This window comes from Pseudomonas sp. S60, from assembly GCF_016647865.1.
In the GTDB taxonomy this organism is placed as follows: Bacteria; Pseudomonadota; Gammaproteobacteria; order Pseudomonadales; family Pseudomonadaceae; genus Aquipseudomonas; species Aquipseudomonas parafulva.
Genome location: NZ_JACVVH010000051.1, coordinates 17,874 through 35,038, shown reverse-complemented (window position 1 = coordinate 35,038; position 17,165 = coordinate 17,874). Strand labels below are relative to the sequence as shown.

Genomic DNA, 17,165 nt, shown 5'->3' with positions numbered 1-17,165 from the left:
ACCGAGCGCCGCCCGCGCGGCGCATCGCGAGCTGCGCTCGCTCCTACGCTTATTTCGGGCCAGTCACGCCTATGACAGGCGCGCGCGACTGCCTTGTGGGTACGGCACGATGTCGCGTCATGCGCCAAGGGGCCACGCGCAAAATCGCACAGGCCTGATTGGCCAGAAATAAGCGTAGGAGCGAGCGAAGCTCGCGATGCAGTGAGTGGGGGACGGAGAAAAGGCCTCGAGTCCGCACCAGATAATACGGTCAAGGCCGAAGGGAATTTTCATCTATTTAGCTGGTACTAGGTTATTGAGATAGAGGATGAGTTCGTCAAAATTCCACCCGTAGGCCATGCAAGCCTTAGGGAATAGGCTATGGCTGGTTAAGCCAGGAAGCGTGTTCAGCTCAATAAGATACGGTAGGTCATCATGTATGATTACGTCTGCCCTGAAATAATCAAGCTCCAGAGTGTGCGCAATAAGTTTACAATTTCTTTGAAGTACACCTTGAGTGGAGGGCTTTAAATCAATGAGTGAGGCAGTGGTGTGGGGAGAGGAAAATTTAGCGTCATAGGAAAAGAAAGGTGTTTGAAAATCGAGTTGAAAAGAAGGTAACAGTTCCCCTGCGAGGAAACACACGGACAGCTCACGTCCAGGTATGTATTCTTCAACTAGGATGCCCGCGTTGAAGCTAAGTGCATGTTGCCTCGCTTTATAGAACGCGTCCGGACTATTTTCGATCAGTGAAACGCCGAAGCTGCAACCTTCTCTTACAGGTTTTACGATCAGTTTTGTGCCGAGCGCTCCTGAAATCTCTTCATAAGACAAAGAGGTATCAGTTATTTCGACATAACGTGGGACGTTAATGTGGAGACCTCTTGCAACTAGCTTGGTCAGGATCTTGTCCATGCAGATAGAGCTGGAAGTTGGCGAAGGGCCATTGTAGGTAATGCCTAGGAAGTCTAAATATGATTGCGCTTGTCCATTCTCTCCAAAACCTCCATGCAAGGCAAGAAAAACTCTTGTGAAAGAGGTTAGATCTAGCTGATAAAGATCATTGATGCTGGTGATGTTAAACAATTGGTGGTGGATGTGTTGTCTTGATAACGATTGAGATACTGTCTCTGCGGTCTGCTCTGCGACCTCGCGCTCAGAGGAATTGCCACCAGTGATGATTGCGATATTTTCGCTCATTTATAGATGTTCCTTGGTTAGTTTGATTAAAAGTTTTAACGTGGAAGCGATCGCTTCAACACCTGCACGTAGTTCAATGACGTCAATGTCTGCGTTGTACGAAATTCTAATGGCACACTCAGCGCGATCTGCACTGTAACCAATCCCCGTAATGACGTGCGACGGAGACAAGTTTTGAGAATTACAGGCTGAGCCAGAGGATATACAGACGCCAGATAGGCAGCTGATCAGTGTCTCAGAGCGTACTCCAGGGATTGATAAGTTCAGGATATAGGGCGCAGAATGAGTAGTTGGCGAATTAAGCTCATATTGGATACCTTGCTCACGAAAAATATCTAGGATGAGGCGTCTTTTTGCAATTGCAGATTTCCATGCAGAACGTAGATTCTGCTTGGCCATGAATTTTGCTGCTGCCCCAAACCCCACAATCAGCGGTGTAGGAAGCGTGCCGCTGCGCAGTGCAGATTGCCCGCCCCCGAAAGTGATCGGTCGGAATCTACGCCATGATTGTAACGAAATATACAGTGCTCCTATTCCCTTAGGCCCACCCACTTTGTGCGCGGAAAAGGATGCGCAGTCGATCCCCGAGCGCCTCACATCTATTGGTAGTTTACCCAGTGCTTGGGAGGCATCAATATGTAATAGGGCATTGCATGTTTTCATGGCTTTTCGCACGCTAGCTAGGCTTTGGTACGTGCCAATTTCTGAGTTGACGTAGGACAGTGAAATCAGCTTGGTTGATGAGTCAATAAGCCGTGCTAGGTGATCGATATCGATCCTGCCTGTGGCGTCTACATTCATTCTCCTTACTTCAACGCCTCGTGCTTTAATTTCTTCAGCTGAGGCCAGTACAGACTTATGATCTATAGGGCTGATTATTATATTGTTGCCTGGTTCGGCGCAGCCTAAAACTACCAGGTTGTTACTCTCAGTGGCGCCTGCAGTATAAATGATCTCGGAGGGGGAACAGTTGATGAGCTTTGATATATGGCGGGTTGCTTCTTGAATGGCTATTCTCGCACGCCTGCCCATTACATGGCTTGAAGAAGCGTTACCGTAGTGGTCAGCGAAGTATGAGATCATTGCGTTGATTACTTCATTTGTGCACGGAGTTGTCGCGGCAGTGTCGAGATAAATGAGTTCTTTATTCTTCATTGTTGGGATCCATTGTTGAGTACGTTGCCACATGAACGCCGCGACCATAGATTTCCTCTTCTGTGGATTCGCCAGCACCTCCTAGGTCAGCAACCAATATTTTCATCGGTTCAAATTTATAGAGGGTTAACGCGATTTCTACACCTCTGCGAATAGCGTTGTGACATTCGGTAGGTGCTAATAGCACGAGCTGGCGAGCGCCATTTTTGTAAATTTCAGAAATCATTTCTGTTATCTCGCCCGCACAAGCTGTTATGCCACATGACACCAGCGGTAACACGTCGCCCATTGAGTCTGTAAAAGAAATTTCAGACATGTAAGGCTGGCCTGGAAGATACCGGCTCTGGAGCTTTCCTTGTTTCACTAAGCGTGAGGCCTCGTTCTGAAAACGATTTTTCAACCGAGTCTCGGGAAAACATAGAGAATGTTTTCTGCTTGCAGATATATTTCGGAGGTCGGTGAATGAGCTGCGCTTAAGAGTATTTTCATATCGTTCAGGTAGCGCGTTAAATGTTGAGTAAAAATGACCTCGTAAGTCTTTAGAAGCTTCTTTTGTCGGTGTGTATTGCCAGTCGTTTATCAGTAAAATTAGAGAGGCAGGGAGATTGTTAATCTCAGTGTAGATGTCTGAAATCTTGACGCCTAAATCCCATGAGTAAGAGGGGAAGATACCCACTCGATCTTTGATAATTGATCTCAGAGGCTCGTACGAGATATCTTCGAATATGCCAGGTATTAGTGTGTTAAGGCATGAGTCAAAAAAAAGCATAAAATGCCCACACATGATGTGCAAGTCCCCAAATCTGGAAGTGTCAGCGAACTTGAAAACTTCTGTGAGGAGCTGGTCTTCAGAGAAAGCATATCGGTCATCTGTGTGAATAGTGCTCATCACTGGTCTACCTTTCTGAGAGATGATGAAGTGTCGAAAAACGCGCGGCGTAAATCTGAAATCAGATCATTGGGATGCTCGAGGCCGATGTAGAGGCGAATGCATGTGCCGGTTATGTTCATACGCTGTGCAGAGGAGTTGTTATCCATTACGATTGGCGTTGCAAGGCTAACTGTTCCGCCCCAGCCGTAACCAATTCGTATTACTCGTAGCAGACCGAGTTGTCGCACGAGCGTTTTTTTTTCATGAGTCAGCTGTACCGTGATGAGGCTGTTGTACCCGTCGATGGAGTACTTTGCCAGTTCAGATACTGAATGCTGTACCAAAGGGTGTAGCACCTTCACTACTGAATGCTGCATTTCAAGATACTTTATGACGGCTACGGTTGAGAGCTGTTGAGCGTGCAGTCGCGCTGCCAGCGTACTTATCGAACGTAGGGCTGCAGCACAAACGTGTGAACTAACATGGTTACCTATCAATGCAGAGGTTTGCTTAAAAATTTTGAAGATTTCAGGTCTGCGGGTGATGAGAGCCCCCAAGGATACCCCTTCGACTGCGGCGAGCGATTTGCTTAGAGATAAAATGCAGATGTCGACGTTCATTTCTAAAGGAAATGAGAAGGTGGATGCGGACCAGGTGTTATCTACCACCATTAATGTGGGGTGATGGTTGCAGGCCTCAATAACTGCAGCTGAATCGATTAGCTCGTAAGTATAAGCCCCTGGCGTTTCCCAGAGGACGACGCGAGTATGGCTTCTCAGCTTCGTGCGCAGCGCATGTGCTTCTTGGGGGGCAAAGTATTCGACTGCCATGCCTTTTTGTTTGAAATACTCAAGAAGCCAGCGTGTTGTATAAATGACGGTATCGCCCACAAGGACGTGATCACCAGGTTTGAGGAGTGCCAGCAATAAAAGATGTAAAGCGCTTTGCCCTGATGGCGTCAATACAGCATGTTCACCTTTTTCCATTTGCGCGATTTGTTGAGCAGCTTGCTTGGTGGTAGGCGTGTCGACCCCTCCATAGTAAAGCCCCTCAAACGGAGATTCGTAATTGGCTACCAAGCTTTCTGCATCAATTGGAAGAAGTCGATCAGGGGTGTTTGTAATGTATGTTGTGCTTTCCATTGAGGGTGTTTGCAGTGAGTACATATCTCCAACTGGAAATATTCCTCCTTGAGCGAATAAGGTCGAGCGATCAATATTCATTCAACACCTCGAATTCATCTAATTGCTCGATAATCGCGACGACTTCGTCAAGCTGCGGAGGTGCAACGCCGTCAATGGGGTAAAATAGGGATGCTTCGCCGAACCTATGAAAGAGATCCAGAAGTTCACCTGCTGGCGTACCCCACTGTAAATAGTCAAGGTTTTGACTTTCCGGGCAACTCTTGAGCGGATGTTGCACTGCCCAGTTAACACTCAATGTAACAGGCTGTCCGGTCCTTTTCTTTAGCGCTATGAGTAACTTCAGCAAGTGTTCCCGACTGGCTTGAGTTTCTCCAAGGCCGAAAAGTAGCGCGCAACCGCAAGATATATGTTGATCAATCAACACGTCTAACGCTTCTAAGAATCGCTGCTGCCAAGAAGAATGGGCGCGGCCTATATCTTTGCTTATGCCGCCAATTTCCTGAGGCTCTAATGTTTCTAAGCCAACGAACACATAGCTCAGGCCATTGGCTGCAAGTCGCTCAATCAAGTGCCGACGTTGTATAATCAGATCAATTGTAAATTGCCCTCCGAATACAAGATCCAGAGGGTCCAACTCCAAGCGTTCACACAAGGCGTTTATCTGTGCAGGGCTGCCGTTCAAAAAAATCGAGTCTTCTACGAATGCACTTGCTTTACGTCGGTGCGGGTCACTATGGCTAATCAAAACAGCTTCCTGAAATTGTTCATAGACTCGTGAGGGGGCACCGTTGGCGTCAGTGATACTGCCCGCGACACTACGGCGCTCACTACAAAAAGCACAGTCGTAGAAGCAGCCCCGCCCGGTGTAGCTGAAAACATGAGAAGTTAGCCGGCCTTTAAATACGTCGAAAGAGCTTTGAACTCCAAAAGCCTTGATCGCTGATGGCAGTTGGTTTTGATCGAGCCGTACACCGCAGCTAGCGAGTGTGGTGTCAATGCCGGGGAAATCTGCAATCCATAAGCCAGGGATGTCGGTTCCCAGAAGTTCGGCAATAATTTTTACGTTGACTTCCTTGGATCGCGCCAACGCTTCACCGATTGCGGTAATAACTAATTCACCTTCCCCTGAAATAATGATGTCGAAAAGAGGAGGAATTTTGTGCTCTCGGATCAGTCTTCCTGGAGAAGCTTTATGGTGCCTCACTGCCATCGAGTTTCTTGTTTTTTCATTATCTAAATAAAGCGTCTCATTGACGTGGCGCCCGCCCAGAACAATCAAAGCGCTTGTCCCCAACAGCTCCCGAACCCGCTGGGCACAATGCACAGCACCTGGCATGCATAACGTCATGGCCCCGATTAAAACTAAGTTAGGTTTTTGTGCGTGCAGTAGCGCCTCGAATGCCGGCACGTCATCTAATGAATACATGAGCATAAAACAATCTCTTGCTTCCTTGCGTCCCATGGCCCAACTGCTGTATGCCCAAGCGCTTGCTCCGATTTGCGCCAGATACGCTGCGTGCCTGCAGGCATTAAATAGGCTCACAGGCTCGCAGCTATTCAAGGCTCGGGTGGATTTTGCGCCCTTGGGAGACTCGGGAGCTGAAACAGCGACGGCCCGGATCTGGCGGCTGTACGCCCAGCCAGAGCGTCGAGAAGCAGGATTGTTGGTGGAGGAGGTGGGCGAGGTAGACAAGGGCATAGATCATCCATTTCGTTGAGAAAAGGCGTCCGTGCCATTGCGCTTTATTGGATATTGGATACAGTAGCCGAGCCGAACCGTATCTGGAGATCTAAAATGAAACAAAATGTTATTGCGCTAATTTTTGGTGGGCGAAGCACTGAGCACGCCGTATCTCTCATGTCGGCCCGCAACCTTCACCAGGCCCTGATTTCCCTGGGTCACTCAGTTCATTGCGTTGGAATCGACAGAACCGGCGTATGGCGTTACCAAGGCCGACCACGTGAGTTCCCGGCGGAGGTGGACACAACTGCACCTGTACTGACGCTGCAGCCTGGTAGGTCAGCGTTGATCCATTCAGGCCCGGGATCTGCTTCAGAAGAAATCGCGGTCGACCTGATTTTTCCGGCACTTCATGGACTGTATGGGGAAGACGGTGCGATCCAGGGGCTGAGTGCTATGTGTGGTATTCCGTGCGTCGGCTCGGGAATACTCGGCTCTGCGGTTTCCATGGACAAAGACGTCACCAAGCGACTCGTAAGCGCAGCGGGGATCAAGGTGGCTCCCTGGATTGCGGGTTATGAGATGCACCCCTGGTCTTGGTTGTTAGATTCCCTGGGCGGAGAGGTGCTCTTCGTGAAGCCTGCCACTTCGGGATCTTCCATTGGTGTGGCGCGAGTGACCTGCGAGTCCGAATACCGTGAGGCTTACGCGGCGGCTCGACACCTGGATCCAAAGGTGATCGTGGAAAAAGAGATCAAAGGCAGGGAAATTGAGTGTGGAATCCTAGAGCGGCGTGGGCGAGCCATTGCATCACTGCCCGGTGAAATTGTGCCCGTCACTGGCCATGATTTTTATAACTACGATGCCAAGTACACTGCTCATCAGCCCTCGACGCTGCTTGTGCCTAGCCCTGTCTCTTTGACGCTGTCCATGAGCATCCAACAGCTGTCTTTGGAGGTATTCCGATGCTTGGGCCTGACAGGCTTGGCCAGGATCGATTTTTTCCTTCAGAACAATGATGAACTCATTCTGAATGAAGTGAACACATTGCCCGGGTTCACCAAAGCAAGCATGTACCCTAAAATGTTCCAAGCCACAGGGTATTCGCTTGAAAGCATCGTAGACGAGTTGGTCAGCGCTGTGATCAAGGTATCGTCGGAACCTTGACTGCTACGAGTTAATGCCCTGTTGGCGTCTCAGGAAGTTAACGATCTCATCTCTTCCTGCTTCTAGGTGGTGCCGTAACACGTGTTTGGCTAATTCACGGTTCCCCCTACGGCAAGCCTCGAGAATGGTCAAATGGTCCTCTTCGGATTTCTGATGATAGTCCAAGTTGCTGAGCAAAAAACGGAGGTGTCTATCGACGGCTTGATGAAGCGACTTTATAAGTGCCAGCAGCCGAGGGCGTTTTGACCGCGCGTACAGAAAATTGTGAAATTGCTCATTTAGCTCGCCTAGCGTGTGGGGATCTCGCTGGGTAGCCATTGCTTGGATGCATTTTTCCATCTCCAGGATATCTTCATTGGAAATGTCGCCAAACCCAAAGTCCAATGCAGTCGTTTCTGCCATGATGCGCATGTCGTAAATCTCGACCACATCGTCAATCGTCATCACGGAGACAAACGCCCCTTTGTTGCGCTCGGTGGTAACCAATCCTTCCGCTTCAAGTTGTCTTATAGCATCACGGATCGGCATGCGGCTTACACCGAATTTGGCCGCTAATTCATCTTGGCGCAATTGTGCACCCTCTGGAATCTTGCCTGAAAGGATGCCATTGCGAAGTGAGTCAGCAACAAACGCCATCGCGGTTTTTTGCTGATAACCTGTTGGCACTGTGAAGCTGTCAGGAAGCGGGGACACGCTAATCTCCGAGATCGTTATAAAAGCCTGCCGAAGGTACCATAACGCTGCCACCTCAGCCATCGTCACGGGCGTTTCTATATAACGGATTGGGTGGCTTCAACGTCAGCGGTGTTCCAATGTCTTTAGCATCCTGCATTGGGCGAGCTCACACGTTACGCATTAAGTCGAGACATCTATAATCCGCGACGCGTCTTCACCTCTGGGTGAGGATTGAGGCATTCAAAACGCCGTACGATAAGCTTTAAGAATGTCAGTGCTGCGTGGCAAAGGCTCTCCGCTGCTGGCCCCGTCATGGCATGCCCATCGCAATGCCCATTCATCTCTATGGGGAAATGCAGAACCCTGATGGCTCCTGTCACTGGCGTCCCACGCTGTAAGCCGCAGTGATGCAGTGAGCTTGTCCGACCGTCGTCATGGGTTTCTTCCATGCAAATCTCGCTTTTATACGGTGGCGGTCATCGATAGGGCATGCATTTCAGTGCCGTGCTGGGAGAAACCGATTTATCTCTCAGACCCCCCAAAGTTGGAAAGCTTCTTGCAATGCCAGCGCCAGGCGCCCATCTGGCGTCAAAGTTTTGCATCAAGAGGACTCGCGGTGGATCGCACTCAGTTAATCAGCAACGCCCGCCACAACCTGGCCGGGCTTGGCCGGGGCAACCTGGGCGTGCCGATTTTGTTGCTGGTGATGCTGGCAATGATGATGCTGCCGATCCCGCCGTTCCTGCTGGACGTGTTCTTCACCTTCAACATCGCCCTGTCGATCGTGGTGCTGCTGGTGTGCGTTTACGCCCTGCGCCCGCTCGACTTCGCTGCGTTCCCCACCATCCTGCTGGTGGCCACACTGCTGCGCCTGGCCCTGAACGTGGCCTCCACCCGGGTGGTGATGCTGCATGGCCAGGAGGGCCATGGCGCTGCGGGCAAGGTGATCCAGGCCTTTGGCGAGGTGGTGATCGGCGGCAACTACGTGGTCGGTGCCGTGGTGTTCGCCATCCTCATGATCATCAACTTCGTGGTGGTGACCAAGGGCGCGGGGCGTATCTCCGAGGTCAGTGCGCGGTTCACCCTGGACGCCATGCCCGGCAAGCAGATGGCAATCGACGCCGACCTCAACGCTGGCCTGATCGATCAGGCCCAGGCCAAGGCGCGCCGTAGCGAGGTGGCCCAGGAGGCCGAGTTCTACGGCTCGATGGACGGTGCCAGCAAGTTCGTGCGCGGTGACGCCATTGCCGGCCTGCTGATTCTGTTCATCAACCTGATCGGCGGCATGCTGATCGGCATGCTGCAGCATGGCATGAGCTTCGGTGACGCCGGTAAGGTGTACGCCCTGTTGACCATCGGTGACGGTTTGGTGGCGCAGTTGCCATCGCTGTTGCTGTCCACTGCCGCCGCCATCATGGTTACCCGCGCCTCGGGCTCCGAGGACATGGGCAAGCTGATCAACCGGCAGATGTTCGACTCGCCCAAGGCGCTGGCGGTGTCGGGGGGGCTGATGATCGTCATGGGCCTGGTACCCGGCATGCCCCATGTCGCCTTCCTCAGCCTTGGCCTGATGGCCGGCGGTGGCGCCTACCTGGTCTGGAAAAAGCAGCAGAAAACCAAACAGCTGGCGGTGCAGGAAGCGCAACGCCAACAAGACCTGCTGCCCTCGCCACAGCGCGCAGCCGAAACCAAGGAACTGGGCTGGGACGACGTCACCCCGATCGACATGATCGGCCTGGAAGTGGGCTACCGCCTGATCCCCCTGGTGGACCGCAACCAAGGCGGGCAGTTGCTGGCGCGTATCAAGGGCGTGCGCAAGAAGTTGTCCCAGGATCTGGGCTTCCTCATGCCCACCGTGCATATTCGCGACAACCTCGACCTGCAGCCCAGTGCCTATCGCCTGACCCTCATGGGCGTGATCCTGGCCGAAGCCGAGATCTACCCGGACCGCGAGCTGGCCATCAACCCCGGCCAGGTGTTCGGCACCCTCAACGGCATCGCCGCCCGTGACCCGGCCTTCGGCCTGGAAGCGGTGTGGATCGACGTGGGCCAGCGCTCCCAGGCCCAGTCACTGGGCTACACCGTGGTAGATGCCAGCACAGTGGTGGCCACCCACCTTAACCAGATCCTGCAGAAACACTGCCACGAACTGATCGGCCACGAGGAAGTTCAGCAACTGCTGCAGGTGCTGGCCAAGGCTTCGCCTAAACTGGCTGAAGAACTGGTGCCGGGTGTCATTTCCTTGTCGGGGCTGTTGAAGGTATTGCAGGCGCTGTTGTCAGAGCAGGTACCGGTGCGGGACATTCGCAGCATTGCCGAGTCCATCGCCAACAATGCGGCCAAGAGTCAAGATACCGCCGCGCTGGTGGCGGCAGTACGCGTCGGATTGTGTCGCGCCATCGTGCAAAGCATTGTAGGCGTTGAGTCCGAGCTGCCTGTGATCACCCTTGAACCCAGGTTGGAACAGATTTTGCTCAATAGTCTGCAACGGGCCGGGCAAGGTCAGGAAGACGGTGTTCTTCTGGAGCCGAGCATGGCCGAAAAGCTGCAGCGTTCGCTGATCGAAGCCGCCCAGCGTCAGGAGATGCAGGGCCAACCGGCCATCCTTCTGGTCGCCGGCCCGATCCGCGCCATGCTTTCGCGTTTTGGCCGGCTGGCTGTACCGAACCTGCACGTGCTGGCGTATCAGGAAATTCCTGACAACAAGCAAGTCACCATCGTTGCCACCGTGGGCCCTAACGGCTGAGGTAGTGGATAATGCAAGTTAAGCGATTTTTCGCTGCTGATATGCGTCAGGCCATGAAGCTGGTTCGCGATGAGCTGGGCGCTGATGCGGCCATCATCGGTAACCGCCGCATTGCCGGCGGTGTCGAGCTGACGGCGGCGCTCGACTACAAATTGTCCGCCCTGGCACCGCGGGTGCCCAATGCCGAGCTTGAAGAAGAACTGCGCAAGACCCACTCGCGCATTGCCACGGTTCAGGCCGAGCTCGACCAGCGTCAGGACAACAGCGAGAGCAACCGCCAATTGTTTGCCGGGCAATCGTTGACCGCTGCCGAACCGCTGGTTGAACCCCATGTGGATGCCCCTCAGCCGGCCGCTGCCCCCGCCCAGGCCTCGGTAGACCCGCGTCTGTTCGATGCCATGCGCTCCGAGCTTTCGGGCCTGCGCCAGTTGCTCGAAGTGCAGCTGGGCTCACTGGCGTGGACCCAGCTGCAAGGCAGCAAGCCGCAACAGGCTACGCTGTGGCGCCGGCTGCAGCGCCTGGGCCTGTCCGGGCCAATCGCCCGGGAGCTGCTGGCGCTGACCGGCGAGATTGAGGAGCCGCGCCATGCCTGGCGCATGCTACTGGCGCACCTGGCACGCATGATCGATATCCCGGAGGTGGAGCCGATCGAGGCGGGCGGTGTGATTGCCGTGGTCGGCCCGGCCGGCATGGGCAAGACCACCACCCTGGCCAAGCTGGCCGCACGCTATGTGCTCAAGTACGGCGCGAACAACCTGGCGCTGGTGAGCATGGACAGTTTTCGCATCGGTGCCCAGGAGCAGCTCAAGACCCTGGGCCGCATCCTCAACGTGCCGGTCACCTACGTCGACCCCGGTCAGTCCCTGGCCGCGGCGCTGGAGCCGCTGCTGCGCAAGCGCGTGGTCCTCATCGACACCGCTGGCCTGCAGGCCAGCGACCCGGCCCTGCGCATGCAGCTCGAAACCCTGGCAGGGCGGGGCATCGCCGCGAAGAATTACCTGGTGCTGGCCACCACCAGCCAGAAGCAGGTGCTCACCGCCGCCTACCACAGCTACAGCCGCTGTGGCCTGGCCGGTTGCATCCTGACCAAACTTGATGAATCGGCAAGCCTCGGCGATGTGCTGAGCCTTGCCATCAGTTACCGGCTGCCGGTGGCCTATCTGACCGATGGGCCGCGCATTCCGGACGATCTTCACCTGCCACGCGGGCACCAATTGGTCACCCGGGCGGTCAGTGTGCAACAGCAGGATGAGCCCAGCGAAGAGGCCATGGCCGACATGTTCGCTGATCTCTACCACAACCCTCGGCGAGTGGGTTGAACATGAAGTGTGTGCAAGGTAGCTATGCCAAGGGGCACGCAGAATTGCCCTTCGTGTGGCCTGAGTCCCAGCGAGACAAGGTAAAGAACAGACATGGGTAGCATGCATCCCGTACAGGTGATCGCCGTGACCGGCGGCAAAGGTGGCGTCGGCAAGACCAACGTTTCAGTGAACCTGTCCCTGGCACTGGCCGAACTGGGCCGCAGGGTCATGCTGCTGGACGCCGACCTGGGCCTGGCCAATGTCGACGTCCTGCTGGGCCTCACCCCCAAACGCACCCTCGCGGACGTGATCGAGGGGCGCTGCGAGCTGCGCGATGTGATGCTGCAGGGCCCTGGCGGGGTGCGTATCGTGCCGGCCGCCTCGGGCACCCAGAGCATGGTGCACCTGGCGCCCGCCCAGCACGCGGGGCTTATCCAGGCGTTCAGCGAGATCGGTGACAACCTTGACGTGCTGGTGATCGACACCGCTGCCGGTATTGGTGACTCGGTGGTCAGCTTTGTCCGCGCCGCCCAGGAGGTCCTGCTGGTGGTGTGCGACGAGCCCACGTCCATCACCGACGCCTATGCGCTGATCAAGCTGCTGAACCGCGACTACGGCATGAACCGCTTCCGCGTGCTGGCCAACATGGCGCAGAGCCCGCAGGAAGGGCGCAACCTGTTCGCCAAGCTGACCAAGGTGACCGACCGTTTTCTGGACGTGGCCCTGCAATACGTGGGCGCCGTGCCCTACGACGAATGCGTGCGCAAGGCCGTGCAGAAACAGCGCGCGGTCTACGAAGCCTTCCCGCGCTCCAAATGCGCCCTGGCCTTCAAGGCCATCGCCCAGAAGGTGGACACCTGGCCGTTGCCAGCCAACCCACGCGGCCACCTGGAGTTCTTCGTCGAGCGCCTGGTGCAACCCACCAGTGCGGGTCCGGTGCTATGAGTGCCAGCGGCTTCAAGATGTACAGCCGCGCGTCGAAGGACGCGCAGTACCAACTGATCGAGCGCTACGCCCCGCTGGTCAAGCGCATTGCCTACCACCTGCTGGCACGGCTGCCAGCCAACATCCAGGTCGAGGACCTGATCCAGGCCGGCATGATCGGGCTGCTGGAAGTGGCCAACAAATACGACGCCAGCAAGGGCGCCAGCTTCGAAACCTACGCCGGCATCCGCATCCGCGGGGCCATGCTCGACGAGGTGCGCAAGGGTGACTGGGCGCCGCGTTCGGTGCACCGCAACACCCGCATGGTCAGTGATGCCATGCGCGCCGTTGAAGCAAGAACCGGCCGTGACGCTAAAGATCATGAAGTTGCTGCCGAACTCAAGTTGAGTCTCGATGATTACTACGGGATCTTGAACGATACCCTGGGCAGTCGCCTGTTCAGTTTTGACGACCTGTTGCAGGACGGCGAGCACGAAGGGCTGCATGAGGATGGTGCCAGTGGCCAGGCTGAGCCTGCCCGTGGCCTGGAGGACGAGCGTTTCCAGGCCGCATTGGCCGATGCCATTGCCAACCTGCCCGAGCGTGAACGCCTGGTACTGGCGCTTTACTATGACGAGGAGCTGAACCTCAAGGAGATCGGCGAGGTCCTTGGTGTCAGCGAATCGCGGGTCAGCCAGTTGCACAGCCAATGCGCCGCGCGCTTGCGCAGCCGTCTGGGGGAGTGGCGGGCACGTTAAGCCCGCTGTCGTTGTAGTCGTTTTCCACGTTGTACCGAATTGATTGAGTGCGCGCTCGGGGCCGAGCGCGTTTGAGACTGCTTGGAGGTCTAATTGGACAAGAACATGAAAATCCTCATCGTCGACGACTTTTCGACGATGCGGCGGATCATCAAGAACCTGCTGCGTGACCTGGGGTTCAGCAACACCGAAGAAGCCGATGACGGCACCACGGCGCTGCCGATGCTGGAAAACGGCCACTACGACTTCCTGGTGACCGACTGGAACATGCCGGGCATGTCGGGCATCGACCTGCTGCGCAAGGTGCGCGCCAGCGACAAGCTCAGGGCCTTGCCGGTGCTGATGGTCACGGCTGAAGCCAAGCGTGACCAGATCATCGAAGCGGCCCAGGCCGGCGTTAACGGCTATGTGGTCAAGCCGTTCACCGCGCAGGTTCTCAAAGAAAAGATCGAGAAGATCTTCGAACGCGTCAACGGCTGAGTCACGTCAGGGGGCGCGCCATGAATTCATCACAAACGTCGTTGGGCGAGTTTGAATCCACGCTCAAGAAGCATGCCCAGGAGCTGGTAGAAAGCCTGGAGCGGGGCCGTTTCGGCGAGGCGGTGCAGCTGATTCACGAGCTGAACCAGACCCGCGATCGCGGCTTGTACCAGGAAGTTGGCAAGCTGACCCGTGAGCTGCACAGCGCCATCGTCAGTTTCCAGATCGACCCGACCATCCCGCAGGCCGAAGAGGTGTCGCAGATTACTGACGCCACCGAGCGCCTGTCCTATGTGGTCAAGCTCACCGAAGGCGCGGCCAACCGCACCATGGACCTGGTCGAAGAAAGCACCCCGGTGCTCAACGGCCTGGCCACCGAAGCCAACGCCCTGAGCGCAGACTGGCAGCGCTTCATGCGCCGCGAAGTGGCCGCCACGGAGTTCCGCGACCTGGTCAAACGTGTCGACAGTTTCTTGACGCACAGCGCTGAAGGCAACCGCAAGGTGGCTGGCCATCTGAACGACATTCTGCTGGCCCAGGACTACCAGGACCTGACCGGGCAGGTGATCAAACGGGTCACTGCCCTGGTGACGGAAGTGGAAAGCAACCTGCTGAAACTGGTGATGATGGCCAGCCAGGTGGACCGCTTCGCCGGCATCCAGCATGACCAAGATCAATTGCGTGCAGAAAAAGATCGAGAAAAACATCCGACTCGGGGTGAAGGTCCGCAGATTCATGCCGATAAGCGTGAAGACGTTGTGTCCGGTCAGGACGATGTCGATGATCTGCTGTCCAGCCTGGGTTTTTAAGGAGCACGTTTGATGAGCTTCGGCGCCGATGAAGAAATCCTCCAGGATTTCCTGGTAGAGGCCGGCGAAATACTTGAGCAACTGTCCGAGCAACTGGTCGAGCTGGAAAGCCGGCCGGACGATGCCGACCTGCTCAATGCGATTTTTCGCGGTTTCCACACTGTAAAAGGGGGCGCCGGCTTCCTCCAGCTCAACGAGCTGGTGGAGTGCTGCCACATCGCCGAGAACGTGTTCGACGTGTTGCGCAAAGGTGAGCGCCGGGTCGACTCGGAATTGATGGACGTGGTGCTCGAAGCACTGGATACCGTCAACAGCATGTTTGGCCAGGTGCGCGAGCGCAGCGAAGTGACGCCTGCAACGCCCGAGCTGCTGGCCGCCCTGGCGCGGCTGGCCGAGCCGGGTGCCGCAGCGCCGGCCCCGGCGCCTGCAGCGGTAGCGCCCGAGCCGGTGGCCCAGCCTCCTGTGGCTGAGGCCGAAGCCGACGCGGATATCACCGACAGCGAATTCGAGCAGTTGCTCGATTCGCTGGATGCGGTGAAGGCGCAGGCCGCCGCCGAACAGGTGCAAGGCGAAGCCGTGAGCGCGGGCGGTGATGACATCACCGACGCGGAATTCGAATCGTTGCTCGACCAGTTGCACGGCAAGGGCCAGTTCAGCGCCGAAGTGGCCGCTGCACCTGCGCCTGCCAGCCAGCAGGCGGCCAGCGACGAAATCACCGATGCCGAGTTCGAATCCCTGCTCGACCAGTTGCATGGCAAGGGCACCTTCCAGGCCGATGCCTTGCCTGCCGCGAAAGCCCCGGCACCGGTGGCCGAAGCCACGGCTGCGGTGGGTGACGAAATCAGCGAGCACGAATTCGAGGCGCTGCTGGACCAACTGCATGGCAAGGGCAAGTTCACCGGGGAGGTGGCCGCTGCCGAAGCGCCCGCCAAGGTACAGCCGGCACCTGCCGCACAGGCCGAGCCTGCGCCGGTCGCCAGGCCTGCCGCTGCGGCACCCGCGGCTGCCGCCAAGCCCGCCCCAGCCCCGGCACCCCGAGCGCCGGCGCCTGCAGCCGAAAAGCATGGCGCCAGCGAGGCCGAAACCACCGTGCGGGTCGATACCGCGCGCCTGGACGAGATCATGAACATGGTCGGCGAACTGGTGCTGGTGCGTAACCGCCTGGTGCGCCTGGGCCTGAACAGCGGCGACGAGGCCATGTCCAAGGCCGTGTCCAACCTCGACGTGGTCACTGCCGACCTGCAGACCGCGGTGATGAAGACGCGCATGCAGCCGATCAAGAAGGTGTTCGGGCGCTTCCCGCGCCTTGTACGCGACCTGGCCCGGCAGTTGAAGAAAGAAATCAACCTGGAACTGGTGGGCGAAGAAACCGACCTGGACAAGAACCTGGTCGAGGCGCTGGCCGACCCATTGGTGCACTTGGTGCGCAACGCCGTGGACCACGGTGTGGAAATGCCCGACGAGCGTGAAGAAGCCGGCAAGGCCCGTACCGGGCGGGTGGTGTTGTCGGCCGAGCAGGAAGGTGACCATATCCTGCTGTCGATTTCCGATGACGGCAAAGGCATGGACCCGAACATCCTGCGTGCCAAGGCCGTGGAAAAGGGCCTGATGGACAAGGACGCCGCCGAGCGCCTGAGCGAGTCGGACTGCTACAACCTGATCTTCGCCCCCGGGTTCTCGACCAAAACCGAAATCTCGGACGTGTCCGGGCGTGGCGTGGGCATGGACGTGGTGAAAACCAAGATTTCCCAGCTCAACGGTTCCATCAACATCTTCTCGGCCAAGGGCCAGGGTTCGAAGATCGTCATCAAGGTGCCGTTGACCCTGGCGATCATGCCGACCCTGATGGTGATGCTGGCCAACCAGGCATTCGCCTTCCCGCTGGTCAACGTCAACGAGATTTTCCACCTGGACCTGTCACGCACCAATGTGGTCGATGGCCAGGAAGTGGTGATCGTGCGTGACAAGGCGCTGCCGTTGTTCTACCTCAAGCGCTGGCTGGTTCAGGGCCAGGTCCATGAAGAACAGCACGAAGGGCATGTGGTGATTCTTTCGGTCGGTACCCAGCGCATCGGCTTTGTCGTCGATCAACTGGTTGGCCAGGAAGAAGTGGTAATCAAGCCGTTGGGCAAGATGCTGCAGGGCACCCCCGGCATGTCCGGGGCCACGATTACCGGCGACGGCCGCATTGCGCTGATTCTCGACGTCCCGAGCATGCTCAAGCGTTACGCCGCCCGGCGTATTTGATTTCGGTGGCGCCCCCTGGCGGGTGGC

Annotated in this window: 14 protein-coding genes; 8 read left to right on the top strand and 6 right to left on the bottom strand. The window is 56.4% G+C overall.

Annotation, left to right across the window (positions count from 1 at the left end; all coding sequences use genetic code 11):
- Window positions 1-273 precede the first annotated feature (273 nt).
- The 5 genes from IAE33_RS20900 to IAE33_RS20880 are packed head-to-tail and all read right to left on the bottom strand — an operon-like array spanning window position 274 to window position 6,049.
- Window positions 274-1,179: a D-alanine--D-alanine ligase family protein gene (locus IAE33_RS20900; protein WP_201164910.1), complete on the bottom strand. Its 906-nt coding sequence runs from the start codon at window positions 1,177-1,179 to the stop codon at window positions 274-276.
- On the bottom strand, window positions 1,180-2,334 hold the full coding sequence (locus IAE33_RS20895) for a cysteine desulfurase family protein (protein WP_201164909.1): 1,155 nt from the start codon (window positions 2,332-2,334) through the stop codon (window positions 1,180-1,182).
- Window positions 2,324-3,223, bottom strand: coding sequence for a hypothetical protein (locus tag IAE33_RS20890; RefSeq protein WP_201164908.1), 900 nt, complete (start codon window positions 3,221-3,223; stop codon window positions 2,324-2,326). Before IAE33_RS20890 ends, IAE33_RS20895 begins: the two co-directional genes overlap by 11 nt.
- Window positions 3,223-4,428 carry a PLP-dependent transferase gene (locus tag IAE33_RS20885; RefSeq protein WP_236407067.1) on the bottom strand — a complete coding sequence of 402 codons (1,206 nt, stop codon included), beginning with the start codon at window positions 4,426-4,428 and terminating at the stop codon, window positions 3,223-3,225. Before IAE33_RS20885 ends, IAE33_RS20890 begins: the two co-directional genes overlap by 1 nt.
- Window positions 4,418-6,049, bottom strand: a complete 1,632-nt coding sequence (locus tag IAE33_RS20880) for a B12-binding domain/radical SAM domain-containing protein (RefSeq protein ID WP_201164907.1) — start codon at window positions 6,047-6,049, stop codon at window positions 4,418-4,420. Before IAE33_RS20880 ends, IAE33_RS20885 begins: the two co-directional genes overlap by 11 nt.
- Before the next feature lie 96 nt (window positions 6,050-6,145).
- Here IAE33_RS20880 and IAE33_RS20875 point away from each other — a divergent pair, with 96 nt between their 5' ends.
- Window positions 6,146-7,198, top strand: a complete 1,053-nt coding sequence (locus IAE33_RS20875) for a D-alanine--D-alanine ligase family protein (protein ID WP_201164906.1) — start codon at window positions 6,146-6,148, stop codon at window positions 7,196-7,198.
- A gap of 3 nt (window positions 7,199-7,201) precedes the next feature.
- Here IAE33_RS20875 and IAE33_RS20870 read toward each other — a convergent pair whose 3' ends face one another.
- Complete coding sequence (locus IAE33_RS20870; RefSeq protein WP_328804898.1) at window positions 7,202-7,891, bottom strand: GntR family transcriptional regulator; 690 nt, start codon at window positions 7,889-7,891, stop codon at window positions 7,202-7,204.
- 598 nt (window positions 7,892-8,489) lie between these two features.
- On the opposite strand from IAE33_RS20870, the gene flhA reads away from it, so the two are divergent.
- The 7 genes from flhA to IAE33_RS20835 all read left to right on the top strand — a co-directional run bounded on the left by flhA (window position 8,490) and on the right by IAE33_RS20835 (window position 17,138).
- Window positions 8,490-10,619 carry a flagellar biosynthesis protein FlhA gene (gene flhA, locus IAE33_RS20865; protein WP_028633453.1) on the top strand — a complete coding sequence of 710 codons (2,130 nt, stop codon included), beginning with the start codon at window positions 8,490-8,492 and terminating at the stop codon, window positions 10,617-10,619.
- An 11-nt stretch (window positions 10,620-10,630) separates the two neighbouring features.
- Window positions 10,631-11,938, top strand: coding sequence for a flagellar biosynthesis protein FlhF (gene flhF, locus IAE33_RS20860; protein WP_201164905.1), 1,308 nt, complete (start codon window positions 10,631-10,633; stop codon window positions 11,936-11,938).
- A 93-nt stretch (window positions 11,939-12,031) separates the two neighbouring features.
- Window positions 12,032-12,865 (top strand): flagellar synthesis regulator FleN, encoded by an 834-nt coding sequence (fleN, locus tag IAE33_RS20855; RefSeq protein ID WP_028633451.1) that lies wholly within the window; start codon window positions 12,032-12,034, stop codon window positions 12,863-12,865.
- Window positions 12,862-13,602: an RNA polymerase sigma factor FliA gene (gene fliA, locus IAE33_RS20850; RefSeq protein ID WP_028633450.1), complete on the top strand. Its 741-nt coding sequence runs from the start codon at window positions 12,862-12,864 to the stop codon at window positions 13,600-13,602. Before fleN ends, fliA begins: the two co-directional genes overlap by 4 nt.
- Before the next feature lie 105 nt (window positions 13,603-13,707).
- Window positions 13,708-14,082, top strand: coding sequence for a chemotaxis response regulator CheY (locus tag IAE33_RS20845; RefSeq protein WP_161629585.1), 375 nt, complete (start codon window positions 13,708-13,710; stop codon window positions 14,080-14,082).
- A gap of 20 nt (window positions 14,083-14,102) precedes the next feature.
- Entirely contained in the window at window positions 14,103-14,891 is a 789-nt protein-coding gene (locus tag IAE33_RS20840; protein WP_028633448.1) for a protein phosphatase CheZ, read from the top strand.
- 12 nt (window positions 14,892-14,903) lie between these two features.
- Complete coding sequence (locus tag IAE33_RS20835; protein WP_201164904.1) at window positions 14,904-17,138, top strand: chemotaxis protein CheA; 2,235 nt, start codon at window positions 14,904-14,906, stop codon at window positions 17,136-17,138.
- Window positions 17,139-17,165 lie beyond the last annotated feature (27 nt).

Bases quoted from the DNA above. Each gene is read 5' to 3' on its own strand.
- flhF (WP_201164905.1), top strand. From the start codon at position 10,631: ATGCAAGTTAAGCGATTTTTCGCTGCTGATATGCGTCAGGCCATGAAG.
- IAE33_RS20885 (WP_236407067.1), bottom strand. From the start codon at position 4,428: ATGAATATTGATCGCTCGACCTTATTCGCTCAAGGAGGAATATTTCCA.
- IAE33_RS20895 (WP_201164909.1), bottom strand. From the start codon at position 2,334: ATGAAGAATAAAGAACTCATTTATCTCGACACTGCCGCGACAACTCCG.
- IAE33_RS20900 (WP_201164910.1), bottom strand. From the start codon at position 1,179: ATGAGCGAAAATATCGCAATCATCACTGGTGGCAATTCCTCTGAGCGC.
- IAE33_RS20880 (WP_201164907.1), bottom strand. From the start codon at position 6,049: ATGCCCTTGTCTACCTCGCCCACCTCCTCCACCAACAATCCTGCTTCT.
- fleN (WP_028633451.1), top strand. From the start codon at position 12,032: ATGGGTAGCATGCATCCCGTACAGGTGATCGCCGTGACCGGCGGCAAA.
- IAE33_RS20890 (WP_201164908.1), bottom strand. From the start codon at position 3,223: ATGAGCACTATTCACACAGATGACCGATATGCTTTCTCTGAAGACCAG.
- IAE33_RS20840 (WP_028633448.1), top strand. From the start codon at position 14,103: ATGAATTCATCACAAACGTCGTTGGGCGAGTTTGAATCCACGCTCAAG.
- IAE33_RS20835 (WP_201164904.1), top strand. From the start codon at position 14,904: ATGAGCTTCGGCGCCGATGAAGAAATCCTCCAGGATTTCCTGGTAGAG.
- fliA (WP_028633450.1), top strand. From the start codon at position 12,862: ATGAGTGCCAGCGGCTTCAAGATGTACAGCCGCGCGTCGAAGGACGCG.
- IAE33_RS20845 (WP_161629585.1), top strand. From the start codon at position 13,708: ATGAAAATCCTCATCGTCGACGACTTTTCGACGATGCGGCGGATCATC.
- IAE33_RS20875 (WP_201164906.1), top strand. From the start codon at position 6,146: ATGAAACAAAATGTTATTGCGCTAATTTTTGGTGGGCGAAGCACTGAG.